Origin of the sequence: Erwinia sp. SLM-02 (assembly GCF_037450285.1) — a bacterium.
Lineage (GTDB): Bacteria > Pseudomonadota > Gammaproteobacteria > Enterobacterales > Enterobacteriaceae > Erwinia.
In genome coordinates this window covers 247,601-272,329 of sequence record NZ_JAQISN010000002.1, presented here as the reverse complement: position 1 = coordinate 272,329, position 24,729 = coordinate 247,601, and the positions used below count along the sequence as shown (strand labels likewise).

Genomic DNA, 24,729 nt, shown 5'->3' with positions numbered 1-24,729 from the left:
ACAGCCGCACGGCCTCTGGATGAGGCCACCCCCTTCACCTTCCGGTTACCCCTGTTTAACGATAGGGTAGCTGACCAGCGGCTTGATCTCCTTTAGCACAAACATACTTTGCATCTCTTTGATTCCGGGCAGGCGACGGATCACCGCCATGGCGAAATCCGCGTAGGCATCCAGATCGCGGGCCACCACCTGCAGCAGAAAATCCGCATCGCCGCCGATGCTGTAGCAGGCCACCACGTGTTCCAGCGCCGCCACCTCCTGTTCGAACCGGCGTGCTTCACTTTCGCTGTGGCTGTCGATGGACACGCGGACAAACACCATCACCCCCAGACCGATTTTTTTCCGGTTGAGCACGGCGCGATAGCCCTGAATGACCTCATCCTCTTCCAGCCTGCGCACCTTACGCCAGCAGGGAGAGGCCGAGAGGCCAATTTCATCGGCCAGCGTCTGATTGGTGATGCGCGCGTCCTGCTGCAGCAGCGAAAGAATTTTAATCTCGGTGGGGCTAAGGCTCATAAGGGCAGGCTCTGTCTTTTCATGGGCGGTTAAAGGTCAATCATGCCTTTTGCAACGTGATTTTCAACTGATTAAGACAAATATTTCCTGCCGCGTCGGCGCATAATAAGAGCCTGAATTTTGACCCGTTCAACCGACTAACCGTATGGAAATATGATGAAATTTGATGCCAGCCAGCACCGTTGTACCCTCGTAATCAATGACCAGCTCAGCCCGGGGCTGGCGATGAATGCCGCCAGCGTGATCGGCATCAGCTTTGGTCGTACTGTAGAAAACCTGGTGGGGCCGGATTTGCAAAGCGCAGACGGCGTCAACTACCCGGGGGTGATTTATGCTCCGCTGCCGGTACTGCTGGCCGCAGATGATTACGTGCAGCAGCTGCTGAAAATTGCCAGCGAGGATGATGAAATCTACGCCATGCCGTTCAGCGCGCTGGCGCAGTCGTGCCGAACCTACGAGGAGTACGGCGAGCGCATTTCTCCGGTGAACAGCCAGCAGATTGAGCTGGTAGCGATTGGCCTCATCGGGCCGAAAAAGAAAATCAGCCGGCTCACGGGCAATTTGCCGCTGTATAAGTGATGGCAGGCCCCGCCATTCTGCACGCTTGCGGTGCGAACACCGAGTGGCAGGCCGTCATTAGCGGGGAAGTTAACTGACACCGCGCGTCGGTACACGTCACGCTCCCCGCTCTGGCTTACGCAAGACCGTTGTTCACCAGCGAGCTGCGGGTGATATCGGCGATAGTTTTCGCGCCGGTCAGCGTCATCGCTACGCGCATCTCTTTCTCTATCAGCGTCAGCAGATTTTCCACGCCCGCCTGCCCGGCGGTGGCCAGCGCGTAGATAAAGGCGCGGCCCAGCAGCACGCTGTCGGCACCGAGCGCAATCATCCTCACCACGTCAAGACCGTTGCGGATGCCGCTGTCGGCCAGAATGGTGATGTCGCCTTTCACCGCATCGGCGATCTGCGGCAGCGCCCGTGCGGTAGAGAGCACGCCATCCAGCTGGCGGCCACCGTGGTTAGACACTACGATCCCGTCGGCACCGAATCGTACCGCGTCGCGGGCATCGTCGGCATCCAGGATCCCTTTAATGACCATCGGGCCGTCCCAGAACTCGCGGATCCACTCCAGATCTTTCCAGCTGATTGACGGGTCAAAGTTGTTTGCCAGCCAGCCGATATAATCCTCCAGCCCGGTTGGTTTGCCGAGGTAGGTGGAGATATTGCCGAGGTCGTGAGGGCGGCCGTTCAGCCCTACGTCCCACGCCCACTGCGGATGCAGCACGGCCTGCATATAGCGGCGCATCGCCGCGTTCGGGCCGCTCATGCCGGAGTGGGCATCGCGGTAGCGCGCCCCGGGCGTCGGCATATCGACGGTAAACACCAGCGTGGTGCAGCCTGCGGCTTTGGCGCGCTCCAGCGCATTGCGCATAAAGCCGCGATCCTTCAGCACGTAAAGCTGGAACCACATCGGGCGATTTATTGCCGGGGCCACTTCTTCAATCGGGCAGACGGAAACGGTCGAGAGTGTAAAGGGAATGCCCTTTGCCGCTGCCGCCCGCGCCGCCTGCACTTCGCCACGGCGGGCATACATACCGGTCAGGCCGACGGGGGCCAGCGCCACTGGCATTGAAAGCGTTTCGTTAAACAGCTTCGTTTGCAGGTTCAGCTCGGACATATCGTTGAGCACGCGCTGCCTGAGCGCGATCTGCGCCAGGTCTTCCACGTTGCGCCGCAGCGTATGCTCGGCGTAGGCACCGCCGTCGATATAGTGAAAAAGGAAGGGCGGCAGCATGCGTTTTGCCGCCGCGCGATAGTCAGTTCCTGCCGAAATAATCATCAGATCTATCCTTTGTTACATCATTCTCTGTCATCCGGCAGCCGGGTAATGCGCTGCTGCCGGGCTTCATCTTCATGCAGGGTTTTCATCGTGGTGAGGACAAACCCCAGATGGTGCTGAGCCGCTTTACGCGCCCGTTCCGGGTCGTTGGCGAGGATCGCCAGCAGCAGCTCTTCGTGTTGTTCAGTCAGGCGGGCAAAGATCGTCGGGACGGTGTACATCCGTTCGCGGCTGTGCGCTACCGAGCTTTGCAGCAGGTCAAAGAAGCCGCGCATGGTCTGCAGCAGCACCACGTTGTGCGAGGCTTCCGCAATCGCCAGGTGAAAGCGCACGTCGGCCTGGTTGGCCATATCGGCCGAGATGCTTTCCTGCTGCTGAATGGCATCAAAGCAGCTTTGCAGCCGCTCTTTGTCGGCGGGCGTCGCACGCAGCGCGGCATACCAGGCGGTGCTGGCCTCGATGGCGTGGCGCGCCTCCAGGATATCGTTGTGATAGTCCGGGTCATCGGCAACCAGTACCTTCAGGGGCTGCACGATGCGTTCTTCCGACCAGCGGGTGTTTTCATCACAGAGCCAGGTGCCACCGCCGCGTTTGCTGTACAGCACGCCTTCACCAATCAGCGAGCGGATAGCCTCGCGCAGTGAAGAGCGTGAGACGCCCAGCTCCTGCGCCAGCTGGCGCTCGGCGGGCAGGCGTGCCCCCGGCTCCAGCTGGCGCTGATGGATCAGGGTTTTAATACGTCCGGCAAGGAACAGGGTGCCGGAAGGCGATGGCGCAAGGGTCATGGGATCATCCAGGTGAGCACGTAGGCTTGTAAGGTGGTAATGATCCCTACCATACAGGTGAAAATCAGACTGTGCTTCACCGTAAAGCGGAACAGGTCAGATTCTCTGCCCACCAGGCCCACGGCGGCGCAGGCGATGGCGATCGACTGCGGCGAGATCATCTTGCCGGTTACGCCGCCGGTGGTGTTGGCGGCAACCAGCAGCAGGTCCGACACGCCAATCTGCTGCGCGGTGGTGGCCTGCAGCGCGGCGAACAGCGCGTTAGAGGAGGTATCCGAACCGGTCAGGAATACGCCCAGCCAGCCGAGGAACGGCGAGAAGAAGGTGAACGCGTGTCCGGTGTGGGCCAGCGCCAGCGCCAGCGTGGCGGATAGCCCGGAGTAGTTGGCGATAAAGGCGAAGGCCAGCACCATCCCGATGGAGTAAATCGGCAGCATCAGCTCTTTCAGTGTGCTGGTAAAGGTGCTCAGCGCGTCGGCCGGTTTCATCTTCAGATAGACGATAGAGATCAGCGCGGCAACGATAATTGCCGTGCCGGTCGCTGATAGCCAGTCGAACTTGTACACCGCCGCATACGGCGTAATCGCCGCCACCACCGGCGGCATTTTCGCCACCAGCTTGTCGAGGAACGGAACCGGGATATTGACCACCAGGTTGTACAGCTCGCCGCCCGGGGCAAACAGCGCCTTGAACGGCGGGATGCTCCACAGGGTGACGGTGGCGGTCAGGAACAGGAACGGCATCCAGGCGCGGATAATCTGCCCCGGGCGATACTTCTCCACCACCAGCGGCTGCACGGTGGCGTTATCCGTGGGGGCAAAGCGGAAAATACGCACCGGCTTCCACACGCGCAGGAACAGCGTCAGGCACACCAGCGAGACCAGGGAGGAAATGATGTCCGGCAGTTCCGGGCCAAGGAAGTTAGAGCTGAGGTACTGTGCCAGCGCAAACGAGCCGCCCGCCACAACCACCGCAGGCCAGGTTTCTTTAATTCCGCGCCAGCCGTCCATGATCGCCATGATCCAGAACAGCACGATGATGGTGAGGAACGGCAGCTGACGGCCGACCATCTGGCCGATTTCAAAGCTGTCCAGCCCGGTGACCTGTCCGGCAACGATAATCGGGATGCCCATTGCTCCAAACGCCACCGGCGCGGTGTTGACGATCAGGCACAGGCCCGCGGCGTAGAGCGGGTTAAAGCCCAGCCCCACCAGCAGCGCGGCGGTGATCGCCACCGGCGCGCCGAATCCGGCAGCCCCTTCCAGGAAGGCCCCGAAGGAGAAGCCGACGATCAGCATCTGCAGGCGCTGGTCCGGCGTGATCGACAGGATCGAGGCGCGGATAATATTAAACTGCCCGGTTTTCACCGAGATTTTGTAGACGAACACGGCGGCGACGATGATCCAGGCGATCGGCCAGAGTCCGTAGAAGAAGCCATAAACCACCGAGGCCAGTGCGCGATCGACCGGCATACGGTAGAGGAACAGCGCTACCAGCAGCGCCAGCGCAACGGTGATCGTTGCGGCAACGTATCCTTTCAGCTTGAGCTTAATCAGGGCGAAGAAGAAGAAGATGATCGGAATAGCGGCGATCAGGCTGGACAGCCAGATATTGCCGAGCGGATCGTAAACTTGTTGCCAGGGTTGCATGGCGGCGTCTCCAGAACATTCTTTTTTATAACCAGATTGGTCGGACCAAAATGGCGATTTCGTGTGTGCTGACGCTGATGGTTAATATTTTGTTAGTATAAAACAACAGATGTGAAGGTTATTTTGTCTTTCTGTGCGTGGTATTCACATTTTTTCTAAATTGGTCGGGCCACATTAGGGGCGTGGTGGGATACAAGGCCAATGGGCGGGGAGAGGGGAGGCGCGATAACAGGGGGGGCGGCGGGGGCATCCTCCGCAGTCATAACGGGCAGCCAGTCTGCCCGTTACAGGTACGGACTCAGAACGACACTTAGAACGACATGGTGACGCCGGCGTAGTACGCACGGCCCGGTTCGTTATAGGTCGATGCGCCATCGTTCGCGCGGTACAGCTGCTTATCCAGCAGGTTGCTGACCCCGCCGTTAAGACGCAGATCTTTGGTCAGCTGGTAGTTGAGGTTAACGCCCACCACGGAGTAAGCACCGACTTCGGTGTTGGACATGGCATCCACTTCCAGACGGGTTTCACTGTACTCACGCGGCTTCTGGCGGCCATACATCGTCCAGTTCACCGAGGTGGAGAGCTTCTCGGTCACCTGGTAATCCAGCATGGTATTGATGGTGTACTTAGGAATGATCGACAGCGGGTTGCCGGTTTCCTTGCTCTTCGACTCCATCATATAGGTGGCGTTAGTACGCCAGTCGAGCACCTCACGCACCAGCGGAATGGTCAGGTTGGCTTCCAGCCCTTCCACCAGCGCCTTGCCGCCGTTCTCCCACTGCAGCACGTTATAGCCGGAAGTGGTGGTGGCAATAATATCGGTGCCGGCAACGATTTTATTTTTATAGTCGTTGCGGAACCAGGTGATGCCGGCCGCATAGCCATCGGCGGCGAACTCCAGCCCCAGCTCTTTGTTCACGCTGACTTCGGCATCCAGGTCGGTGTTACCCAGCAGATAGCAGCTGCCGCTGGCGATGGTTTTCGGGCAGCCGTTGCCGCGCGTACCCAACAGGTAGCCTTCGCTGGACTGATAGAGGTTCGGCGCTTTAAACACTCTGGCGATACCGGCCTTCACCTTGAAGAACTCACCGAGGGCCTGGGAGAGGTTGAGGCTCGGGCTCCAGTTGTTACCGAACTGATTGTGGTGATCGAAGCGCAGGCCCGGGATCAGGAAAGTACCGACCCACGGCTGGATATTGTCTTCGAAGTACACGGCTGCCGTAGTGGCGCTGTTTTTCGCGTTGCGCTCCGCCGGATTGCCCGATACGCCGCCCACGGTCACGCCGCTGGCGTCGGTGGCGCTGATTGACGCCGGGTCGTTCAGCTCTTCACGGTTCCACTCCGCGCCGAGGGTGACGGTTTGCTCTAACCATTGATCGAACGGGATATTCACTTCGCCGCTGGTGCGGTAGTTTTCCAGGCGGCTGGTGCTGTACTCGTCGCTGTTAATCATCCCCTCCACGCGCCCGGTGGAGCCTTCGTTCAGGCGTGTGTTGTTGGTTTTCTCATAGGCGGCGGTGAATTTTGAGGTTCCCCATTCCCAGAAACCGTTGTGGGTCAGACCGTAAGACTGGCGATACATGCGGTTGGTTTCAGAGCCGTACAGCGAGTCGATCAGACCATTCGGGCTGAGGTTGCCGTTGCTGTACTGGGTGTCTCCGGCGTAGATATTGCCCTGGCGGCTGTAGCTGTAATCGAAATCAACGATCTGTGACGGCGTCAGTTTCCAGGAGAGCAGGGCGTTAATGTCTTTGTTACGCACCCCTTCACGCCCGGCGGCGTAGGAGCCGTTCTGCGCGTTGTTGATATCGGCGGCGTCCGCGTCGGTCTTGTTGATGTTGCCATACAGACGCGTGGTCAGCGCATCACCGGCCAGCGGGCCGCTGAGATTAAAGTTGGCGCGCTTGGTGTCGCCCTCTTTGCTGTCTTCCGGCTGGTTGGTGAACAGGGAAAGCGAGCCGTGCCAGTCTTTGGTCGGGCGTTTGGTGTAGATATTGATCACCCCGCCCGCCGCGCCGGAGCCGTAGCGCGCCGCAGCCGGGCCGCGCAGCACTTCGATGCGGTCAACCAGCTCGGCAGGAACCCAGTTGGTGTCGCCGCGCGTATCGCGCTCGCCTTTCCAGCTGTAGCGCACCGAGCTGCGCGAGTTTACCGGCACGCCGTCGATCAGGATCAGGGTGTTTTCCGGCCCCATGCCGCGAATGTCGATCTGTCGGTTGTTGCCGCGGCTGCCGTTGGCGCTGTTGCCGGTCAGGTTCACGCCGGGCATTTTGCGGATGATGTCAGAGATGTCGTTGACCGGTGGGTTTTTGGCAATATCGTCGGCGGTGATGATGGAGACGCCGGGCTGCTGTTTCAGTTCCTGTTCAGCGGTTTTCTGCACCGTCATCACGGCGTCGGTGTCGTTATTTTCTGCGTCTTCCGCTGCACTGGCGGCTGTGGCCATTAAACCGGTAAGAAGCAGAGCCAGAGGGTGGATCCGAAAACGTCCATATTTGTTCATCAAATAATCTCAAATTGTGGAGGATTGTAAGATGATGTGTATGATAACGAGAATTGTTATCACTTAAAGACCTTCGGGCACGAATTCACAATATCTCCACAATTGGCGACTTTTGTCAGTTTTTATCAGCGTAATGCTGAGAAATGCGGGGTTTTCAGTTCGTTAAGTGTCATTTCCGCCTTTACATTCCGCGAAATTGTGTAGATTTTGTGTGGAACCCTGGCTTTAGCACGATGTGTTGATCTCAAACACTACACATTTCAGTCTTTTGCCGTTATTATCCCGCAACAAAATTTAATACGAATAGTTCTCATTTATGTCAGTTTTCTGATTCTCAGGAGAGAGAAAAATGCGTTTTCCTCAGGCCATTACGTCGTCTCTGTTTGCGCTGTCGCTTGTCTGTTCACCCGCTGCGTTCGCCGCCACTGAAGGGGCAACGGTCAGTATCGTTCATGCCCAGGGCACCACGGCTGTACCGAAAAACCCACAGCGTGTTGTGGTGCTCAGCCCGGCCGCACTGGATATTACCGATGCGCTCGGCGTGAAGGTGATTGGCGTACCGCAAACCAGCGCCCACTACCCGGCGCACCTGGCAAAATATGCCGGTAAGGACTATTTCGATGCTGGTACGCTGTTCGAGCCGAACTTTGAAGCCCTGAGCAACGCCAAACCTGACCTGATTATTGCCGGTGCCCGCGCGCGTGATGCCTACGGCAAACTGAGTGAAATCGCACCGACTATCTCTCCCGATCTTGACCCGCACAAATTCCTCGCCAGCATGACCGAACGCACCGAGCAGCTGGGTGAAATCTTCGGCAAGCAGGAGAAAGCCAAAGAAGTTCTGGCCGCATTTAACGCCCAGATCGCCGACGTTCGTAACGAATCGGCCAAAGCGGGCAGCGCGATGATGCTGATGGTTAACGGCGGCAAGCTCAGCGCCTACTCGCCGGGTTCACGTTTCGGCTTTATCTATGATGTGCTGGGCTTCAAACCGGCCACCACCTTTGCGGAAACCGGCAACCACGGCAACTCGGTATCACCAGAATTCGTGATGGAAGCTAACCCGGACTGGCTGTTCGTGCTGGATCGCGACAGCGCGATTGGCCGTAAAGAGGGCAGCTCGGCACAGCAGGTGCTGGATAACCCGCTGGTGCGTAAAACCAACGCCTGGAAAAAACAGCAGGTGGTTTACCTGGATTCCGGCTCGCTGTATATCGCCGGTGGTCTGCAAAGCTACAGCCTGCTGATGACCCAGGTGAAGCAGGTACTGGATAAGTCGAAAACCCAGCCGTAAATGAAATCTTTCGCCTTTACCGCAGGCCTGGCATTATTGCTGGGCCTTACTGTTTTTAGCCTGTTTGTGGGCGTCAGCCGCGTTACCCTGGTCAGTCTGTGGACCGATCCCGAGATGCGCGAGATCCTGCTTATCAGTCGTTTCCCCCGGACTGCCGCACTGCTGCTGGCGGGTAGCGCCATGAGCGTTGCCGGCCTGATTATGCAGATGCTGACGCAGAACCGCTTTGTTGAACCCTCCGTCGTCGGCACCACCCAGTCCGCCAGCCTTGGCCTGCTGCTGGTGATGATCGTCAGCCCCGCCGCGCCGATTATGCTAAAGATGGGCGTGGCTTCGCTGTTCGCGCTGTTTGGCACCGCGCTGTTTATGCTGCTGATTAACCGCATCAGGATGAAGTCGTCGCTGATGGTGCCGCTGGCGGGCATTATGCTCGGTGCGGTGTTCAGCGCGGTCACCACCTTCCTGGCGATGAAATTCGATCTGCTGCAGGCGCTGGGTGCCTGGGAGTCCGGCGACTTCTCCAGCGTGATGCAGGGCCGCTACGAGCTGCTGTGGGGCGTGGGGATTATTACCCTGCTGGCGGCGCTGATCGCCGACCGCTTTACCGTCGCCGGAATGGGGCGCGACTTCTCGGTGAATATTGGCCTGCGCTACCAGCAGACCATGCTGATTGGCATGGCGATGATCGCCCTGATCAGCGGCGTGGTGATCGTGGTGGTGGGCGTGCTGCCGTTCCTCGGCCTGATCGTGCCGAATATCGTCAGCCTGGCGCTGGGGGATAACCTGCGGCGCACCGTGCCCTGGGTCGCACTGCTGGGGGCGATGCTGGTGCTGGCCTGCGATATTATCGGTCGGCTGATTATCCATCCGTTTGAAATCCCCGTAAGCGCGCTGCTTGGCGTGCTGGGTGCGGTTATTTTCCTCGTGCTGATTGTGAGGTCAAAACGCCGTGTACACTGAGAATTCAACGTCCAGCCGGTTCACGCCGGGCCGTCGCCTGCTGCTGCTGAGCGCGCTGGTGCTGGTGCTGATGGCGATCTTTATGACCGTTCAGCTCCACGGCAATATCGCCTACATCCTTAAGCATCGCGGTCAGATCCTGGCGACGATGGTGCTGGTGGCGTTTGCCTCCGGCATCGGTACGCTACTGTTCCAGACGGTGACGCAGAACCGCATTCTGACGCCGTCGGTGATGGGGCTGGAGTCGCTGTTTGTCCTGCTGCAAACCGTGCTGATCTTCGCGCTGGATATCGGCGGGCTGAGCATGCTCGGCAGCGTGGGCCGCTTCCTGGCGGAAGGGGCGCTGCTGGTGACGTTCGCTACGCTGCTGTATCGCTGGCTGCTGAGCGGTTCCGGGATGGATCTGCACCGCGTGCTGCTGATAGGCCTGGTGTGCGGCACGCTGTTCCGCAGCGCCTCCGGACTGATGCAGCGGCTGATGTCGCCCGGCGAGTTTGCCGTGCTGCAAAGCCGGATATTCGCCACCTTTACCCGCGCCGACAGCGGCGTGCTGATGGTCTGCGCGCTGATTGTCGCGCTGGTGTCGCTGCTGGTCTGGCGGATGCGCCACCGGCTGGACGTGATTGCGCTGGGGGCGAATTCCGCCACCGCCCTGGGCGTGCCGTATCGCCGTAACGTGACCGGCATTCTGCTGCTGGTCGCGCTGCTGGTGGCGACGTCGACCGCGCTGGTTGGGCCGATGATGTTCCTCGGCCTGCTGATCGTCAACCTGACCTATCCGCTGATCGGTTCCTGGCGGCATCACTATCTGCTGCCCGGCAGCGTACTGATCGGCATGGTCACGCTGATCGGCGGCCAGCTGGTGCTGGAGCGCCTGCTGGATATGGCCGGAACCCTGTCGGTAGTGATTGAATTTACCGGCGGCGCGCTGTTTATCTACCTGTTGCTGAAGAAGGCCAAAAAGTGATTGAAGTAAAAAATGTCAGTAAACACTATGACCAGCAGCCGGTCCTGCAGGATATCTGTGCCACTCTGCCGTCATCGGGCGTGACCTCGATTATCGGACCCAACGGCGCGGGGAAATCCACGCTGCTGTCGGTGATTAGCCGCCTGTTGGTGGCGGACAGCGGCAGCGTCAGCGTGGATGCGCTGGACGTCAGCGACGCCAACAGTGAAAAGCTGGCGCAGGTGCTGTCGGTGCTGCGCCAGGAGAACCATTTCACCAGCCGCCTGACGGTGTACGATCTGGTCAGCTTCGGCCGTTATCCCTACAGCAAAGGGCGGCTGAACGCCGACGATCGCCGCCACGTTGACCAGGCGCTGGGCTTTCTGGACCTGATCCCGCTGCAAAACCGCTATCTGGACGAGCTTTCCGGCGGGCAGCGCCAGCGCGCCTTTGTGGCGATGGTGTTATGCCAGGACACCAAGTACGTGCTGCTGGATGAGCCGCTGAACAACCTGGATATGAAGCACAGCGTGGCGATGATGCGCCAGCTGCGCCGCGCGGCGGATGAGCTGGAGAAGTCAATTGTGCTGGTGATCCACGATATCAACTTTGCTTCGGCCTGGTCGGACTACATTCTGGCGATGAAGAGCGGCAGGCTGGTGTTTCGCGGCACGCCGCAGGAGGTGATGGTGCCGCAGGTGATTGAGGATATCTTCGATCTGCCGGTCACCATCGAGGAGCTGAACGGCCAGCGCATCGCGGTGTACTACCGCTGAATGCGCTGGCGCCGTTCAGCCATCAGGCCAGCTTAATCAGCACCATGCCGATCAGCAGCAGCAGCAGTCCGGCCCAGCCCTTGCGGTTCAGGCGCTGGCCGAACAGCACCCAGCCCGCGGCGACGGTAGCCACGATACCGAAGCCGCCCCACAGCGCATAGGCCACCGACAGATCGATCCCCTTCACCGCCTGAGACAGCGCGCTGAACGCCGCCAGCACCGCACCCAGCGACAGCACGCCGTAAATCTTACGCCGGAAGCCGTCGGACAGTTTCAGGAAAATATTGGCGACGATTTCCAGCACGATGGCACCCGTCAGCCACGCCGCATGTACCCACTCAAACGCCTGCATGCTGCACCTCCCCGCTTTTCTTCGCCGCGCGGGTACCGGACTTAATCAGTGCGATACCCACCACCAGCGTGGTCAGGCCGAGCAGTTTGGTCAGCGACAGCGACTCTTCAAACAGCAGCACGCTGAACAGGGTAATAAACAGAATGCCGATCCCTTCCCACATCGCATAGGCCACGCCGAGGGCGATTTTCTTAATCGAAAACGACAGGGTGATGTAGGAGAGGGCGATCATCAGCAGCATTAAAAAATAGCCGAGCGGATTGCCGCTGACCCCTGACCACTTCATCAGCAGGGTGCCGGTAATTTCAAAGGCGATGGCCAGCGCCAGTAACAGCCAGTAAATCATGATGCATCTTCCGTAAGATGTGAAAAGCGAGCCTGAAAGCGCGGATTAACCGACGCAGGCTGAAATTAAACAGGGCATAAGAACGCACGGGGTGCGCGATGCCAAAACGGAAGATCGGGACTAAAGCGCGTTGCGCCAGTGTTGTTCACCGGAAAGGGAGCAGGGGAAAGCGAGTACGACAGGGGGTGTAGAGCGTTCGTTTCTGAACTGATTGTCCATAATTTTTACAACTTATCCGCGCTGTTGCTTCTCGTCGATGCGGAAAGAAAATTGTCCTCGGGAGTTAAACACCGGATATTTCTACCACGCGGCCTGTTATTTAGCTCGTCATTTGCAATTCTTTACGCTGCTTTATTGATTTAAGCCAGTTAATTGGACCTTTTGTCCGTATTTAACTGGCGTTATTCACTGGGTTTTACTGGCTGGCGGTTGCCAGGCGCAGGGCGATGGCGATAAAGGCCAGGGCCACCGACCAGCGTATTAGCAACATAATGCGCTGGCTGGCAAGAATGCGCTGGCTGAGTGCGGCGGCGAACAGGCCATAGAGCGCAAAGACGGCAAAAGTCATTGCGGCAAAAATGGCAGAAAGCATTAGCATGCTCTGCAGCGGCGACGTTGCATCAGGCCTGACAAACTGTGGCAGAAAGGCCAGAAAGAATAGCGACAGTTTAGGATTGAGTATGTTTGCGGCTATCGACTGCAAGACCAAACGCCTGGCGCTCGGTTGGGGACTTTCTGCTGTAACTGACAGTGGGCCAGATTCACGCATTGTCTGCCAGGCCATCACCAGTAAGTAACAGACTCCAGCATACCTGACCACCGCGAAAGCCGTCGGGCTGGCGTGCAGGAGTGCCGCCAGCCCGGTGATCGCCGCCAGCATATGCGGCACGACGCCAAGCGTGCATCCCCCAGCGGCAAGCAGCGCGCTGAGTGACCCTTGTTTCAGGCCGGCGGACAGCGTAATCAGCGCCCCGGTTCCGGGAGACATAACGATCAACAATGATGTCATCAGATAATCAGCACTAACGGTAGAACCCATGGAAATCAGCATGCTATGCCCCTTTACGCAAATTAAACGAGGAGGCAGTGTGCAGGGGGCATACGCGGAGATCTTGAACGAAATTGCAGGGAGTCGATCAGTTTAGACTGCGTGCAAACAGCCCTGGCGTGTAGCCGAAGCTGCGCACAAATAATCGGGTCATATGGCTTTGATCGGCAAAACCGGCATCGGCAGCGGCTTCCGCCAGTGAGCAGCCCTGTACGATCCGCTGGCGGGCCAGCCCCAGGCGGCGCTGCATCAGATAGCCATGCGGCGTGATGCCCATACGGCGCGAAAATCCTCGCAGCAGTTGAAATGGGCTTAACCCCGCAGCCGTGGCCATTTCGGCCAGCGTGATCGGGCTTGCGGGATCGTCATCCATCCGTTCCCGCGTGAGGTGGATAACATCATTAGCCAAGCCGGGTTCTCGCCGGGTGGGCTGCGTCACTGCCCCGCTTAGGGCCAGCAAGGCTTCATCGACTGCCAGCTTGAAATGACGATCTACGCAGGCGGTGAGGGTATAAAATAGGCGGTTGAAGTGGCCTGCCAGGTGGGGATCGTGAAAAACCGGACGAATAAATTCGGTGAGCGAGTTGGCCGTATCGGAAAGATGGCCGAAGTATTCTGCCATCAGCGGGGGCTGGAAATAGAGCATGCGCCACGCCCGCGATTCTCCTAGCGGCGCACCGTCATGGACCTCGCCAGGATTCACTGTAATGATATTTCCGGCAGCGGACTCAACCTGACCGCGGCCGCTATGGGATTTTTGCGCACCGCGATCCATCAGCCCGATACCGAAGCAGTCATGGCTGTGGCGGCCAAAGGAAAAGCTGCTGTCCGCAGCCACTGCCTCAATGCCCGGCAGGCGGCAGGCGATCGGCTGGATTTTATGCTGGTGCATCTGTGCGAGATTTTTGCTGCGTTAGCTGCTGATGCTGGCGCAGCTCGTAGTCAATAAATGCACCGATCATCGCGCGGTACACGCTTTCGATAATCTCTTCCGGCAGCCCATGCTCTGACGCACGGCGGCGGGCCAGATCAACCACCTGCTGAACCCGATCGGGAGCGCGAACCTCAGCGTCGTCGGTTTTAAACGCCGCAGCCGCTTTTACGCACTTTCCACGTTCGGCAATCAGCGCGACCAGCTGATTATCCAGCTCATCAATGCGTGATCTCACCTGAGCGAGAGAAGTAAAATCCATTAATTGATCTCCATTGCTAGTACAAGAGTACATAAGCTAGTGGATTTTCCGCAGCCTGGCGAGGAAATTATTGGCAGTAGTCAGCAAATATCACGCCTTTGCCGCTCATGGTGCTCTGCCAGCGGGCGGCACTGGTGGCAAAGCGAACGTTGTTCACGCCGAATTTTGCCAGGTTAGCGTGCGACCAGGAGAACCATTTTTCCGGGAATTTTTGATGATAATCGGCCTGCTGCTGCGGGCACCAGGCGAGATCGCCATTGACGCCGATCAGCTGATAAAAATCCGCTTCCTGCTGCTTTAACGTGGTGAACACCGTTGAAGTCACCAGCTTCTCGTGCGTCTGACCCTGGTCGTTTGACTCCAGCGCGATTTCATCGGTCGGGCTGTGCAGGCTGCCGTGCCACAGCAGGTAGGCGTTTTGGGTCACGAACTTATTATTTCCTGCGGGGAAGATATAGTTGGCGCAGGCGGAGGCGCAGACGTTTCTGACTTCAACGTCCATTTTACGCTTGTGAATTTCACGGCCCATCTCCATCGCTTCTTTGGCATCGCCGCCGATGCTGTTGAACGAGACTTTTTCCACCCGTCGCATCTCCAGCTGGCGGTGCAGTTTCTCGGCGGAGCCTTCAATGATTTTGCCGTCGAAGTACAGCGTGCCGTTACGCACCGCAATCGAGGGCGGGGATCGCAGCACGCTGTCGTCATCAATATCAATCGGCTGCCACGCGTCGGCGGCGGCAGAGAACAGTGAGGTGGCGGCGAAGAGTAAGCCTGCAAGCTGCGTTTTACGCTGTAAGAGGGAATGTATTACGTCCATTTCGGCCCGGTTCCTTTATGAATCAATAGTCAAAGTATACATCCGGTCGGCGACCGGATGTATTTAATGACGCTTAACGGGCGTTAAAGGCGATCATGCCGTCCTGTTCCTGGTAGCTGAACTCGGTGCCGTAGCGTTCGCTCATGCGCGTCAGCAGTGCGGCGATCTCGTGGCCCTGCTGGTGGCTGACGATCTGCGGCAGGCCGCGATCCAGCACGCGCGGGCTGTCCATGCCCAGGTCCAGCGGCAGCAGCTGCACGCGGATGTTGCTGCCTTCCACGTCAAACACCGCCAGTGCGTTCTGCGAGAAGCGCGCTTCGGCATTGAAGCCGGTGAACTCGCCTGCGGTGTTTTTGGCGCGGGCGCGGTGCAGATCCGACGGGCGTGCATCCACTTTATGGCCGTAGGCCTGGTACATTTCCGGGCCGATAATTGATTCACCGGCTTCAAATTCCATCAGCAGGCTGCCGAGGTTATAGAAGATTGGTTTGCCGTTGTAGATTTCCACGCCGCGCATAAAGTGCGCCCCGTGGCAGACTACCGCATCGGCACCGGCCTCTACTGCGCGATGGGCGAAGGATTCAACGAACTCCGGTGCATCCGGGCTGTACCAGCTGTCCTTATCGCCTTCGTGAGTGTGCAGGCTGACCAGGGTGAAGTCGCTGCGGTTGGCGGCATCGCGCACGCTGTGTTCGTTTTCCTGGCAGTCCTGCTCGTTGTACCAGGTACGCACGCCGGCTTTCTCGCCGCGCTCAATCTGCAGCGAGCTTTCGAACAGCGAGCCAAATTTAAACTCGTCAGGCCCTTTGTCGGCCATCACCTCAACGCGCATACCTTCGCGTACGCTTTCATCGGTGCCCAGCAGGCGGGTGATGTTTTTCAACTGTTCGAACTGCTCGTCGGGCAGCACGTAGGCACGGCCCCAGCGCAGCGGGTTCAGGCCCGGACGCGCCACGGTGCCCGCGCCGCCGTTGGCGGCCAGGAATACCTCGGAGCGGGTTGAACCGAGCGCCACCACACCCACGCGGCCGGCGGCGGTGTCGAGGAAGCGCGGCAGGCGGGAATCGTCGAGGTTGCGGCCCACGCCGCAGGGAACCAGGCCGCGCGCTTCCGCCGCGTCGATGGTGCTCAGTACGCCTTCCCAGCCGAAGTCGCCGGTGTGGTTGTTGGCGAAGGAAACCAGCTTGATGTTCAGATCGACAAACTCATCCAGCGTGGCCGGTTTGACCGCCGTGATGTAGCCACGACCTGCCGCAGGGGGAATATTCGGCTGCGGACAGCTGAATTCAGCATTAGCAAACACTGCATCAGCGCCCTTTAGTAAGTTAATAATTCTTTTATCAAGGCGGTTGACCAGGTTACGGCTGGAAAATAGCAGGTCACCACAGGCTACAATACGCATAATTCTCTCTCTGGTTAGAAAATCCGTTATTTTGCGGATTAAGATGGTTCTTATTATTTTATTAACTATACCGGTGGTGCAACTGCTATCCTGTTTCATCTGGGGATTTTATATAACCTTATGTTATATCTTATTCCTTTTTGTTGGCTGCCGACATCCCGGCGCCACGACAGATATTTTCGCCTCTATTATATTGTTATTTATACAAAATTTTAATCAGGGTAAATAATGAAATCTACAAATAAAGGAATTCTCGCACTGGTTCTGGGGTTATCGGTTCTGGTTGCCGGCTGTGATAATAATAAAGAGAAAGCCGTCGATGCAGAAAAAGTCCTTCAGGTCGGTACTTTCGGCGTGAGTATTGGTTTCTCCTACCGTCAAAACGGTAAGGATTTAGAAGGCTATGATATTGCCGTCGTGAATGCCGTGGCGAAAAAGCTGGGTTATTCCCGCGTGGAATTAACCACTGCCGATATGACCGGCCTGTTCGGCATGCTGGATTCCGGCAAAATCGTCACTATCGCCAACCAGGTTGAAGCCAACGAAAAGCGCCGCGATAAATACCAGTTCTCCCAGACCTACATCTACTCCGGCGCGCAGCTGGTGACCCGCAAAGATGACGACTCTATCCAGTCAATCGATGACCTGAAAGGCAAGCGCCTGGGCGTGGACGTGGGCAGCAGCAAAGAGAACTTCCTGCGTAAAAACTATCCGGATGCCGGCATCAACATTCACACCTACGAAGAGCCAAGCGCGATCGTACAGGACGTGGCGCTGGGCCGTATTGACGCCTACATCATGGACCGCGCCGGTGCGCAGCTGCTGATTGATAACTCCCGCCTGCCGCTGAAGCTGTCCGGCAACCCGGTCTATCGCTATCAGGAAGCGTTCCCGTTTGTGAAAAATGCCCAGGGCGACGAGCTGCGTGCGAAATTTGACGACGCGCTGAAAGCACTGGCCGCCGACGGCACGCTGACCAAACTGTCCGAGCAGTATCTGAAACAGGACGTCAGCAAGGAACAGTAAGCCAATGAATTTCGATCTGCGTTTTATGCTGGAGGCGTTTCCTTCGCTGCTCAGCTTCTTACCGATGACACTGTTCCTGGCGGTCACCTCGATGGTGATCGCTTCGGTGATGGGCGTTGGCCTGGCGCTGCTGATCCGCAACCGCATCATGATCCTGACCCCGCTGGCCGAGCTGTATATATCGTTTTTCCGCTCGGTGCCGACGCTGGTGACGCTGTTTATTTTTTACTTTGGTATCCCGCAGCTGTTCCCCGGCATCAGCATGATGAACGCCATCTCCGCGACCATTATTGCGCTCAGCTTTAAGAACGCCGCCAACCTCGCCGAGGAGTTCCGCGGCGCGATGAACGCCATTGAGCCGGGCCAGATGGAAGCCTGCCTGTCGGTCGGGTTGACCCGCTGGCAGGGTTTCCGCCGGGTGATCCTGCCGCAGACCATTCGCGTGGCCGTGCCGGGTATGGCCAACTACCTGATTATGCTGATTAAAGAGTCATCGCTGGCCTTTACCGTCGGCGTAACGGAGATCTTCTCGCAGACCAAGATCCTGGCGAGTAACTCCTTCCGCTTCCTCGAAAGCTATATCGCGGTGGCGCTGATCTACTGGGCCGTGACCATTCTGCTGACGATGCTGCAAAAGCGTCTGGAAAAGCGCCTTAACCGGCCTTATCGCTAAGGAACCCAGCCGATGTTGACGATAAGCAAGCTGAATAAGTTTTATGACAAAACCCACGTGCTGAAGGATGTGGATCTTTCGGTGGCGCAGGGGGAAGTGGTGGCGATTATCGGGCCTTCCGGCTCGGGGAAATCCACGCTGTTGCGCTGCATTAACCTGCTGGAAAAGCCGGAAAGCGGTACGCTGACCATCGGCGATCTGACGGTAGATGTCGCTAAAATCAGTACCAAACAGGAAAACGCCCTGCGCCAGCAAACCGGCATGGTGTTTCAGCACTACAACCTGTTTAAAAACAAAACGGCGCTGCAGAACATCACCGAAGGACTGATCATCGGTAAAAAAATGCCGAAGGCGGAAGCGGATGCCATTGGCCTGAATCTGCTGGAGAAGGTTGGGCTGCGTGAGAAGGCCGACAGCTATCCGGCGATGCTTTCCGGCGGTCAGCAGCAGCGCGTGGCGATCGCCCGTTCGCTGGCGGTGAAACCGAAGGTGATCCTGCTGGATGAGCCGACTTCCGCGCTGGACCCGGAACTGGTGCAGGAGGTGCTACAGGTGATCCGTTCGATTATCGATCATCAGACGACCATCCTGCTGGTGACCCACGAGATGTCGTTTGCCCGCGACATTGCCGACCGCATTATCTTTATGGCCGACGGCGCGATTGTGGAAGATGGGGAGCCGGAGCAAATCTTTACCCGGCCTCAGCATCAGCGCACCCAGCGCTTCCTGCTCAGCTACCAGAATGACGTGAGCGGGCATCGCCCGTAAGTCTCTCGCCTCCACGGGCAGCGCCGCCGGTGCTGCCCGATTTCCCCTAAAAGACAAAAATCACCGACGCGATCGCGTTTTTCTGGCCTGCGGCAAAGAAACGTTTCGCTAATAGCGGTATTTTATCCACCTTACCGGTTGTGGATGGCAGGGCATGTACGAGTTCAAGTTAGTTTTACTGCTGTTGCAGCAGATGTGCGTTTTTCTGGTTATTGCCTGGCTGATGAGCAAAACCCGCCTGTTTATCCCGCTGATGCAGGTCACTGTGCGCCTGCCGCACAAGCTGCTGTGCTATATCACCTTCTCCGTATTCTGCATTATGGGCACCTACTTTGGTCTGCACATCGAAGATTCGATCGCCAACACCCGGGCCATCGGCGCGGTGATGGGCGGCCTGCTCGGCGGCCCGGTGGTCGGTGGGCTGGTCGGGCTGACCGGCGGTCTGCACCGCTATTCGCTGGGGGGTATGACCGCGCTGAGCTGTATGGTTTCCACCATTACCGAAGGGCTAATCGGCGGCCTGCTGCACAGTTTTCTGATTAAGCGGGGCCGCATCGATAAGCTGTTTAATCCGCTGACCGCCGGGGCTATCACCTTTGTCGCCGAAGTGGTGCAGATGCTGATTATCCTGCTGATCGCCAGGCCGTTTCAGGATGCGCTGCATCTGGTGGGCAGCATCTCTGCGCCGATGGTGGTGACCAATACCCTCGGCGCGGCGATGTTTATGCGCATCCTGCTCGATAAACGGGCGATGTTTGAAAAATACACCTCGGCGTTTTCCGCCACCGCGCTGAAGGTGGCGGCCTCGACGGAGGGGATACTGCGGCAGGGCTTTAACGAAGAAAACAGCATGAAGGTGGCGCAGGTGCTGTACAAAGAGCTGGATATCAGCGCGGTGGCGATAACCGACAGGGAGAAGCTGCTGGCGTTTACCGGTATCGGCGACGATCATCATCTGCCCGGCAAGCCGATCTCTTCCAGCTATACCTGGCGGGCTATTGAAGGCGGTGAGGTGGTGTACGCCGACGGTAACGAAGTGCCGTACCGCTGTTCGCTGCACCCCAACTGCAAGCTGGCCTCGACGCTGGTGATCCCGCTGCGCGGTGAGAATCAGCGGGTGATTGGCACCATTAAACTGTATGAGGCGCGTAACCGCCTGTTCAGTTCGATCAACCGCACGCTGGGCGAGGGGATCGCGCAGCTGCTGTCGGCGCAGATCCTGGCGGGGAAATATGAACGCCAGGAGGCGCTGCTGGCCCAGTCGGAGATCAAACTGCTGCATGCGCAGGTCAATCCTCATTTTCTGTTCAACGCGCTGAATACCCTGAAGGCGGTGATCCGTCATGACGGCGAGCGCGCCGGGCAGCTGGTGCAGTATCTGTCGACCTTCTTTCGCAAAAACCTCAAGCGACCCTCCGAGATTGTGACGCTGGACAATGAGATTGAGCATATCAACGCCTATCTGCAGATAGAGCTGGCGCGCTTCCAGTCGCAGCTGAGGGTGGAGATGCAGGTGCCGGAGGCGCTGGCGCATCAGCATTTACCGGCCTTCACGCTACAGCCGATTGTGGAAAATGCCATTAAGCACGGCACCTCGCAGCTGTTGGGCAGCGGGGCGATCACCATCCGCGCCCGCAGTGAAGGGCAACACGTTATCGTCGAAGTGGAAGATAATGCCGGTTTGTACCAGCCGAAAAGCAGCGGTAATGGCTTAGGCATGAGCCTGGTGGATAAGCGCCTGCGCGCGCGTTTTGGCGACGCTTACGGGCTGACGGTGAGCTGCGAGCCGGACTGTTTCACCCGGGTGACGCTGCGCCTGCCAATGGAGGAAACGGCATGTTGAGAGTGCTGATTGTGGATGATGAACCGCTTGCACGCGAAAACCTGCGCTTTCTGCTGCAGGACGAGAGCGATATTGAGATCGTCGGCGAGTGCGGCAACGCCATTGAGGCGATCGGCGCGGTCAATAACCTGCGCCCGGACGTGCTGTTTCTGGATATCCAGATGCCGCGCATCAGCGGGTTGGAGATGGCCGGGATGCTCGACCGCCGCCATCGCCCCTATATCGTGTTTCTCACCGCCTTTGATGAGTACGCGATTCAGGCGTTTGAAGAGCACGCGTTTGACTATCTGCTGAAGCCGATCGAGCAGCAGCGGCTGGGCAAGACGCTGGCACGGCTGCGCCAGGAGCGGCAGGTGCAGGATATCTCGCTGCTGCCGGAGAACCAGCAGCCGCTGAAATACATCCCCTGCAGCGGCCACAGCCGCATCTGGCTGCTGCAGATGGATGAGGTGGCGTTCGTCAGCAGCCGGATGAGCGGGGTTTACGTCACCAGCCAGGACGGGAAGGAGGGGTTTACCGAGCTGACCCTGCGCACGCTGGAAAGCCGCACGCCGCTGCTGCGCTGCCATCGCCAGTATCTGGTGAATATGACCCAACTGAAGGAAATTCGTCTGGAGGATAACGGCCAGGCGGAGCTGCTGCTGCGCGACGGGCATACCGTTCCGGTCAGCCGCCGCTATCTGAAAAGCCTGAAGGAGGCGCTGGGGCTGTAGGCCAGCTGGCCCACAGCCCGTTTAACGCGGGATTACATATGCGCGGCAATCAGCTGCTGGTTGTCCTGATACATGGCAAACAGGTAGTTGTTATAGCTCTGGCCCCGGGTTGAGTAGCCCTTCAGCTTGTGGATCATCGCGGTTGCCGTCACTTCCTGGTCCGCTTTGCGCAGCTGGGCGCGGGACTTACGGAACGATGCGTAGGCCGCGTGCGTATTCAGGTTGGTCACGTAAGCCTGAACGGAGTCCTGCACGGAATCATAGCGAGAGTAGCCTTTCACTTTGCCAGGCCCGTTTTTACACGCCCCTTTTGCGCATTTCATGCCAAAAAGATTGTTGTTGTTACGCGTCAGCTTCGACGTACCCCAGCCGCTTTCCGCTGCCGCCATGGTGGCGACCATGCTGTCTGGGATAATGTCTACGCGGTCAAGCAGCGCGTTCCAGGGAATACGACGCGTGTTGCCGGACCAGCTCACTTTATAGCGTTGGGCAATATCCTTCAGGCGCGTGCGTTCCGCGGGCGACCACTGGCCGTTGTACTGTTTGCTGAGCAGCCAGTTACGCTCGGCGGTAATCGCCGCGTTTTGGCTGGTGATATAAGGCATGACCGTCCGGAGAAACGCTTTTTTCCTTGGGGTTCCGGAAGGGTATTTTCGCAAATCAGGAAGTGAACTACTCTTTACACTATTGCGAGAATACTCTTGTTTACTGCTTGCCTGTTTCTTAACGCTGGTCTTGATGACGTGGGCTTTGTGACTCGCTGTTTCTGTGTGCGTCTTTGCCAGCACGCCCCCTGAAAACATCAGGGTGAAAAACATGAGTATCGCTGCCCCAGGTCGTCGCTTGGGTATCGATATCATTAGCTCTCCTGGTCGGAAATAATCATTCCAATCCTTTCTTTTAAGTCAAATTTGTCGGTCGAATCGCGAATTGTACCAAAAATAACCTCATTCGGCACGTACAGAAATAATCCAATTCCGAAATGATGTCACCCATAAATTGCATAAAAATTGCGCAGTGTCGAATTCAGGTGCCGATTTTCACCGTTTCGCCGTCCCGGAAACGGCCTGTTTTCTCCTCCCTCGTTCTCCTCCCTGCGGATCCGTCAGGGGGATGATCCGCACGTTCTGCCTTCGCGGCACACTGGGGAAAATCGCCATCATGGGGCTCTTTCATGAAACACACTGCGTTACTTCTGCTCTTGCTGCCCGGCATTGCCTGCGCCGACTGGCGCGCTTCGAACTTTCCTCCGTTGACCGACGACGGAACCGGCGTCTGGCGCAGCCAGGCCGCGCTGAAAAAAGGCGCGCAGCCGATAACCCTGCAGCAGGGGGAGCAGTGCTGGCAGCCGGCGAGCGACATCAGGCTTAATCAGATGCTCTCGCTGAAGCCCTGCAGCGGCAGCGCGCCCCAGTGGCGAATTTTCCGCGATGGCGATTATCAGGTGCAGCTGGATACCCGTTCCGGCACGCCCACGCTGCTGCTGAGCGTGAAAGGCGCAAGCGATGCGCCCGCCGCCGTTGCGCGGCAGTGCCCGGTCAGCAGCGGCAAACCCCTGACCATACCCGTCGGGCAAACCTTTGCCGAAGGCAGCGTGGTGCGGGACTTTTACAGCCAGCAAACTGCCACGGTCCACGACGGAAAAATCACCCTGCAGCCGGCGGCGGAGAGCAATGGACTCCTGCTGCTGGAAGCGGAGAAAGCCCACGATGCAGCGGCGTTTCAGTGGCACAACGCCACGGTCTATTTCGTCCTCACCGACCGTTTTGTTAACGGCGACCCGTCAAATGACCACAGCTACGGGCGGCATAAAGACGGCCTGCAGGAGATCGGCACCTTTCACGGCGGCGATCTGAAGGGCCTGACCGGCAGGCTTGATTATTTGCAGCAGCTGGGGGTTAACGCGCTGTGGATCAGCTCGCCGCTGGAGCAAATTCACGGCTGGGTGGGCGGCGGTACCAAAGGCGATTTCCCACATTACGCCTATCACGGCTATTACACTCAGGACTGGACGCGGCTGGATGCCAACATGGGCGATGAAAACGATCTGCGCACGCTGATTGATGAAGCGCACCGGCGCGGCATCCGCGTGCTGTTTGATGTGGTGATGAATCACGCGGGCTACGCGACGCTGGCGGATATGCAAAGCTATGAGTTCGGCGCGCTCTATCTGAACGATGAGGAACGCAGGAAGATCCTCGGTGAACGCTGGACCGACTGGAAGCCCGCCGCCGGGCAGAACTGGCACAGCTTTAATGACTACATCAACTTCGGTGACAAAACCGCCTGGCAAAACTGGTGGGGCAAAAAGTGGATCCGCACCGACATTGGCGACTACGACAACCCCGGGTTTGACGACCTGACCATGTCGCTGGCCTTTTTGCCGGATCTGAAAACCGAATCCACCGAACCTTCCGGGCTGCCGCTGTTTTATCGCCATAAACCCGACTCCGCCGCGCGGGAGATCGCCGGATACACCCCGCGCGATTACCTGACCCACTGGCTGAGCCAGTGGGTGCGCGACTACGGCATCGACGGCTTCCGCGTCGATACGGCGAAGCACGTGGAGCTGGAGGCCTGGCAGCAGCTGAAAACGCAGGCCACGGAGGCGCTGGCGGCGTGGAAGCAGGCTAACCCACAGAAAAAAATCGATGACTCGCCGTTCTGGATGACCGGCGAGTCGTGGGGCCACGGGGTGATGCAGAGTGCCTTCTACCAGCACGGTTTCGACGCGATGATCAATTTCGATTATCAGGATCAGGCAACCGGTGCGGCGGATTGCCTGGCGAATATGGACGGCGTCTGGCAGCAGATGGCGGAAAAACTGCAGGAATTTAACGTCCTGAGCTATCTGTCGTCGCACGATACCCGGCTGTTCCGCGAGGGCGGTACGCGGTCGGCGGAGCTGCTGCTGTTGGCACCCGGAGCCGTACAGATCTTTTACGGCGATGAATCGGCGCGGCCGTTTGGCCCGACCGGATCGGATCCGCTGCAGGGCACGCGATCGGACATGAACTGGCAGGATCTGAACGGCAGCGCGGCCGCCAGCCTGCGTCACTGGCAGCGGCTCGGGCAGTTTCGCGCCCGCCATCCGGCGCTGGGCGCGGGGAAACAGACCACGCTGGCTCTGCTGCAGGGCTACGGTTTTGTGCGCGAAAAGGGCGATGACAAAGTGATGGTGGTGTGGGCCGGCCAGGCAAAATAAGATGCCTGTCAGGCAGGCAGGCAGGCAGGCAGGCAGGCAGGCAGGCAGGCAGGCAGGCAGGCAGGCAGTGTCAG

The 24,729-nt window shown here is 58.3% G+C and carries 24 protein-coding genes; 11 read left to right on the top strand and 13 right to left on the bottom strand.

Annotation, left to right across the window (positions count from 1 at the left end):
• Nucleotides 1–45: 45 nt before the first annotated feature.
• Nucleotides 46–516 (bottom strand): Lrp/AsnC family transcriptional regulator, encoded by a 471-nt coding sequence (locus PGH32_RS14490; RefSeq protein WP_337894390.1) that lies wholly within the window; start codon nucleotides 514–516, stop codon nucleotides 46–48.
• A 156-nt stretch (nucleotides 517–672) separates the two neighbouring features.
• Between PGH32_RS14490 and PGH32_RS14485 the strand changes: the two genes are divergently transcribed.
• The gene (locus PGH32_RS14485; RefSeq protein WP_314418047.1) at nucleotides 673–1,095 is read left to right on the top strand and encodes a DUF2000 domain-containing protein; all 423 of its coding nucleotides are present in this window, start codon (nucleotides 673–675) and stop codon (nucleotides 1,093–1,095) included.
• A 115-nt stretch (nucleotides 1,096–1,210) separates the two neighbouring features.
• On the opposite strand, the gene lldD is transcribed toward PGH32_RS14485, so the two are convergent.
• The 4 genes from lldD to PGH32_RS14465 form a co-directional block, all read right to left on the bottom strand.
• Nucleotides 1,211–2,356 (bottom strand): FMN-dependent L-lactate dehydrogenase LldD, encoded by a 1,146-nt coding sequence (gene lldD / locus PGH32_RS14480; protein WP_314418050.1) that lies wholly within the window; start codon nucleotides 2,354–2,356, stop codon nucleotides 1,211–1,213.
• Between the two features lie 20 nt (nucleotides 2,357–2,376).
• Nucleotides 2,377–3,141, bottom strand: coding sequence for a transcriptional regulator LldR (gene lldR / locus PGH32_RS14475; RefSeq protein WP_337894389.1), 765 nt, complete (start codon nucleotides 3,139–3,141; stop codon nucleotides 2,377–2,379).
• The gene (lldP, locus tag PGH32_RS14470) at nucleotides 3,138–4,790 is read right to left on the bottom strand and encodes an L-lactate permease (RefSeq protein ID WP_337894388.1); all 1,653 of its coding nucleotides are present in this window, start codon (nucleotides 4,788–4,790) and stop codon (nucleotides 3,138–3,140) included. Before lldP ends, lldR begins: the two co-directional genes overlap by 4 nt.
• 310 nt (nucleotides 4,791–5,100) lie before the next feature.
• Nucleotides 5,101–7,293 carry a TonB-dependent siderophore receptor gene (locus PGH32_RS14465; protein ID WP_443112784.1) on the bottom strand — a complete coding sequence of 731 codons (2,193 nt, stop codon included), beginning with the start codon at nucleotides 7,291–7,293 and terminating at the stop codon, nucleotides 5,101–5,103.
• 349 nt (nucleotides 7,294–7,642) lie between these two features.
• On the opposite strand from PGH32_RS14465, the gene PGH32_RS14460 reads away from it, so the two are divergent.
• The 4 genes from PGH32_RS14460 to PGH32_RS14445 all read left to right on the top strand — a co-directional run bounded on the left by PGH32_RS14460 (nucleotide 7,643) and on the right by PGH32_RS14445 (nucleotide 11,269).
• A complete protein-coding gene (locus PGH32_RS14460) occupies nucleotides 7,643–8,587 on the top strand; it encodes a siderophore ABC transporter substrate-binding protein (RefSeq protein WP_337894386.1) in 945 nt (314 codons plus the stop codon).
• Nucleotides 8,588–9,547: an ABC transporter permease gene (locus tag PGH32_RS14455; RefSeq protein ID WP_314418057.1), complete on the top strand. Its 960-nt coding sequence runs from the start codon at nucleotides 8,588–8,590 to the stop codon at nucleotides 9,545–9,547.
• A 70-nt stretch (nucleotides 9,548–9,617) separates the two neighbouring features.
• Entirely contained in the window at nucleotides 9,618–10,514 is an 897-nt protein-coding gene (locus PGH32_RS14450) for an iron chelate uptake ABC transporter family permease subunit (protein WP_337894632.1), read from the top strand.
• Nucleotides 10,511–11,269 carry an iron ABC transporter ATP-binding protein gene (locus tag PGH32_RS14445; RefSeq protein ID WP_123331246.1) on the top strand — a complete coding sequence of 253 codons (759 nt, stop codon included), beginning with the start codon at nucleotides 10,511–10,513 and terminating at the stop codon, nucleotides 11,267–11,269. Before PGH32_RS14450 ends, PGH32_RS14445 begins: the two co-directional genes overlap by 4 nt.
• Before the next feature lie 22 nt (nucleotides 11,270–11,291).
• Here PGH32_RS14445 and mdtI read toward each other — a convergent pair whose 3' ends face one another.
• The 7 genes from mdtI to PGH32_RS14410 all read right to left on the bottom strand — a co-directional run bounded on the left by mdtI (nucleotide 11,292) and on the right by PGH32_RS14410 (nucleotide 16,427).
• Nucleotides 11,292–11,621 (bottom strand): multidrug/spermidine efflux SMR transporter subunit MdtI, encoded by a 330-nt coding sequence (gene mdtI, locus PGH32_RS14440; protein WP_337894385.1) that lies wholly within the window; start codon nucleotides 11,619–11,621, stop codon nucleotides 11,292–11,294.
• On the bottom strand, nucleotides 11,608–11,970 hold the full coding sequence (mdtJ, locus tag PGH32_RS14435) for a multidrug/spermidine efflux SMR transporter subunit MdtJ (RefSeq protein WP_314418111.1): 363 nt from the start codon (nucleotides 11,968–11,970) through the stop codon (nucleotides 11,608–11,610). Before mdtJ ends, mdtI begins: the two co-directional genes overlap by 14 nt.
• A 412-nt stretch (nucleotides 11,971–12,382) precedes the next feature.
• On the bottom strand, nucleotides 12,383–13,018 hold the full coding sequence (locus tag PGH32_RS14430; RefSeq protein ID WP_233599149.1) for a LysE family translocator: 636 nt from the start codon (nucleotides 13,016–13,018) through the stop codon (nucleotides 12,383–12,385).
• An 85-nt stretch (nucleotides 13,019–13,103) separates the two neighbouring features.
• Nucleotides 13,104–13,907 (bottom strand): AraC family transcriptional regulator, encoded by an 804-nt coding sequence (locus tag PGH32_RS14425; protein WP_337894384.1) that lies wholly within the window; start codon nucleotides 13,905–13,907, stop codon nucleotides 13,104–13,106.
• Nucleotides 13,894–14,208 (bottom strand): chorismate mutase, encoded by a 315-nt coding sequence (locus tag PGH32_RS14420; protein ID WP_314418062.1) that lies wholly within the window; start codon nucleotides 14,206–14,208, stop codon nucleotides 13,894–13,896. Before PGH32_RS14420 ends, PGH32_RS14425 begins: the two co-directional genes overlap by 14 nt.
• A 67-nt stretch (nucleotides 14,209–14,275) precedes the next feature.
• Complete coding sequence (locus tag PGH32_RS14415; RefSeq protein WP_337894383.1) at nucleotides 14,276–15,025, bottom strand: hypothetical protein; 750 nt, start codon at nucleotides 15,023–15,025, stop codon at nucleotides 14,276–14,278.
• Between the two features lie 73 nt (nucleotides 15,026–15,098).
• Complete coding sequence (locus tag PGH32_RS14410; RefSeq protein WP_314418065.1) at nucleotides 15,099–16,427, bottom strand: CapA family protein; 1,329 nt, start codon at nucleotides 16,425–16,427, stop codon at nucleotides 15,099–15,101.
• A gap of 228 nt (nucleotides 16,428–16,655) precedes the next feature.
• Between PGH32_RS14410 and PGH32_RS14405 the strand changes: the two genes are divergently transcribed.
• The 5 genes from PGH32_RS14405 (at nucleotide 16,656) to btsR (ending at nucleotide 21,450) form a co-directional block, all read left to right on the top strand.
• Entirely contained in the window at nucleotides 16,656–17,453 is a 798-nt protein-coding gene (locus tag PGH32_RS14405) for a transporter substrate-binding domain-containing protein (protein WP_337894382.1), read from the top strand.
• 4 nt (nucleotides 17,454–17,457) lie between these two features.
• Nucleotides 17,458–18,126, top strand: a complete 669-nt coding sequence (locus tag PGH32_RS14400) for an amino acid ABC transporter permease (RefSeq protein WP_123331230.1) — start codon at nucleotides 17,458–17,460, stop codon at nucleotides 18,124–18,126.
• A gap of 12 nt (nucleotides 18,127–18,138) precedes the next feature.
• Nucleotides 18,139–18,894 (top strand): amino acid ABC transporter ATP-binding protein, encoded by a 756-nt coding sequence (locus PGH32_RS14395; RefSeq protein ID WP_200560139.1) that lies wholly within the window; start codon nucleotides 18,139–18,141, stop codon nucleotides 18,892–18,894.
• A 154-nt stretch (nucleotides 18,895–19,048) separates the two neighbouring features.
• Nucleotides 19,049–20,737 (top strand): sensor histidine kinase, encoded by a 1,689-nt coding sequence (locus tag PGH32_RS14390; protein ID WP_337894381.1) that lies wholly within the window; start codon nucleotides 19,049–19,051, stop codon nucleotides 20,735–20,737.
• A complete protein-coding gene (gene btsR / locus PGH32_RS14385) occupies nucleotides 20,731–21,450 on the top strand; it encodes a two-component system response regulator BtsR (protein WP_314418070.1) in 720 nt (239 codons plus the stop codon). The genes PGH32_RS14390 and btsR overlap by 7 nt, the downstream gene beginning before the upstream one ends.
• Before the next feature lie 32 nt (nucleotides 21,451–21,482).
• On the opposite strand, the gene PGH32_RS14380 is transcribed toward btsR, so the two are convergent.
• Nucleotides 21,483–22,310, bottom strand: a complete 828-nt coding sequence (locus PGH32_RS14380; protein ID WP_314418072.1) for a protein bax — start codon at nucleotides 22,308–22,310, stop codon at nucleotides 21,483–21,485.
• A gap of 314 nt (nucleotides 22,311–22,624) precedes the next feature.
• On the opposite strand from PGH32_RS14380, the gene PGH32_RS14375 reads away from it, so the two are divergent.
• On the top strand, nucleotides 22,625–24,655 hold the full coding sequence (locus tag PGH32_RS14375) for an alpha-amylase (protein WP_337894380.1): 2,031 nt from the start codon (nucleotides 22,625–22,627) through the stop codon (nucleotides 24,653–24,655).
• Nucleotides 24,656–24,729: the final 74 nt, after the last annotated feature.

Excerpts from the sequence above, each read along its gene's own strand:
- PGH32_RS14490 (WP_337894390.1), bottom strand. The coding sequence starts at position 516 with ATGAGCCTTAGCCCCACCGAGATTAAAATTCTTTCGCTGCTGCAGCAG.
- PGH32_RS14485 (WP_314418047.1), top strand. The coding sequence starts at position 673 with ATGAAATTTGATGCCAGCCAGCACCGTTGTACCCTCGTAATCAATGAC.
- lldD (WP_314418050.1), bottom strand. The coding sequence starts at position 2,356 with ATGATTATTTCGGCAGGAACTGACTATCGCGCGGCGGCAAAACGCATG.
- lldR (WP_337894389.1), bottom strand. The coding sequence starts at position 3,141 with ATGACCCTTGCGCCATCGCCTTCCGGCACCCTGTTCCTTGCCGGACGT.
- lldP (WP_337894388.1), bottom strand. The coding sequence starts at position 4,790 with ATGCAACCCTGGCAACAAGTTTACGATCCGCTCGGCAATATCTGGCTG.
- PGH32_RS14465 (WP_443112784.1), bottom strand. The coding sequence starts at position 7,293 with ATGAACAAATATGGACGTTTTCGGATCCACCCTCTGGCTCTGCTTCTT.
- PGH32_RS14460 (WP_337894386.1), top strand. The coding sequence starts at position 7,643 with ATGCGTTTTCCTCAGGCCATTACGTCGTCTCTGTTTGCGCTGTCGCTT.
- PGH32_RS14455 (WP_314418057.1), top strand. The coding sequence starts at position 8,588 with ATGAAATCTTTCGCCTTTACCGCAGGCCTGGCATTATTGCTGGGCCTT.
- PGH32_RS14450 (WP_337894632.1), top strand. The coding sequence starts at position 9,618 with ATGGCGATCTTTATGACCGTTCAGCTCCACGGCAATATCGCCTACATC.
- mdtI (WP_337894385.1), bottom strand. The coding sequence starts at position 11,621 with ATGCAGGCGTTTGAGTGGGTACATGCGGCGTGGCTGACGGGTGCCATC.
- PGH32_RS14430 (WP_233599149.1), bottom strand. The coding sequence starts at position 13,018 with ATGCTGATTTCCATGGGTTCTACCGTTAGTGCTGATTATCTGATGACA.
- PGH32_RS14425 (WP_337894384.1), bottom strand. The coding sequence starts at position 13,907 with ATGCACCAGCATAAAATCCAGCCGATCGCCTGCCGCCTGCCGGGCATT.
- PGH32_RS14420 (WP_314418062.1), bottom strand. The coding sequence starts at position 14,208 with ATGGATTTTACTTCTCTCGCTCAGGTGAGATCACGCATTGATGAGCTG.
- PGH32_RS14415 (WP_337894383.1), bottom strand. The coding sequence starts at position 15,025 with ATGGACGTAATACATTCCCTCTTACAGCGTAAAACGCAGCTTGCAGGC.
- PGH32_RS14410 (WP_314418065.1), bottom strand. The coding sequence starts at position 16,427 with ATGCGTATTGTAGCCTGTGGTGACCTGCTATTTTCCAGCCGTAACCTG.
- PGH32_RS14405 (WP_337894382.1), top strand. The coding sequence starts at position 16,656 with ATGAAATCTACAAATAAAGGAATTCTCGCACTGGTTCTGGGGTTATCG.
- PGH32_RS14400 (WP_123331230.1), top strand. The coding sequence starts at position 17,458 with ATGAATTTCGATCTGCGTTTTATGCTGGAGGCGTTTCCTTCGCTGCTC.
- PGH32_RS14395 (WP_200560139.1), top strand. The coding sequence starts at position 18,139 with ATGTTGACGATAAGCAAGCTGAATAAGTTTTATGACAAAACCCACGTG.
- PGH32_RS14390 (WP_337894381.1), top strand. The coding sequence starts at position 19,049 with ATGTACGAGTTCAAGTTAGTTTTACTGCTGTTGCAGCAGATGTGCGTT.
- btsR (WP_314418070.1), top strand. The coding sequence starts at position 20,731 with ATGTTGAGAGTGCTGATTGTGGATGATGAACCGCTTGCACGCGAAAAC.
- PGH32_RS14380 (WP_314418072.1), bottom strand. The coding sequence starts at position 22,310 with ATGATATCGATACCCAAGCGACGACCTGGGGCAGCGATACTCATGTTT.
- PGH32_RS14375 (WP_337894380.1), top strand. The coding sequence starts at position 22,625 with ATGAAACACACTGCGTTACTTCTGCTCTTGCTGCCCGGCATTGCCTGC.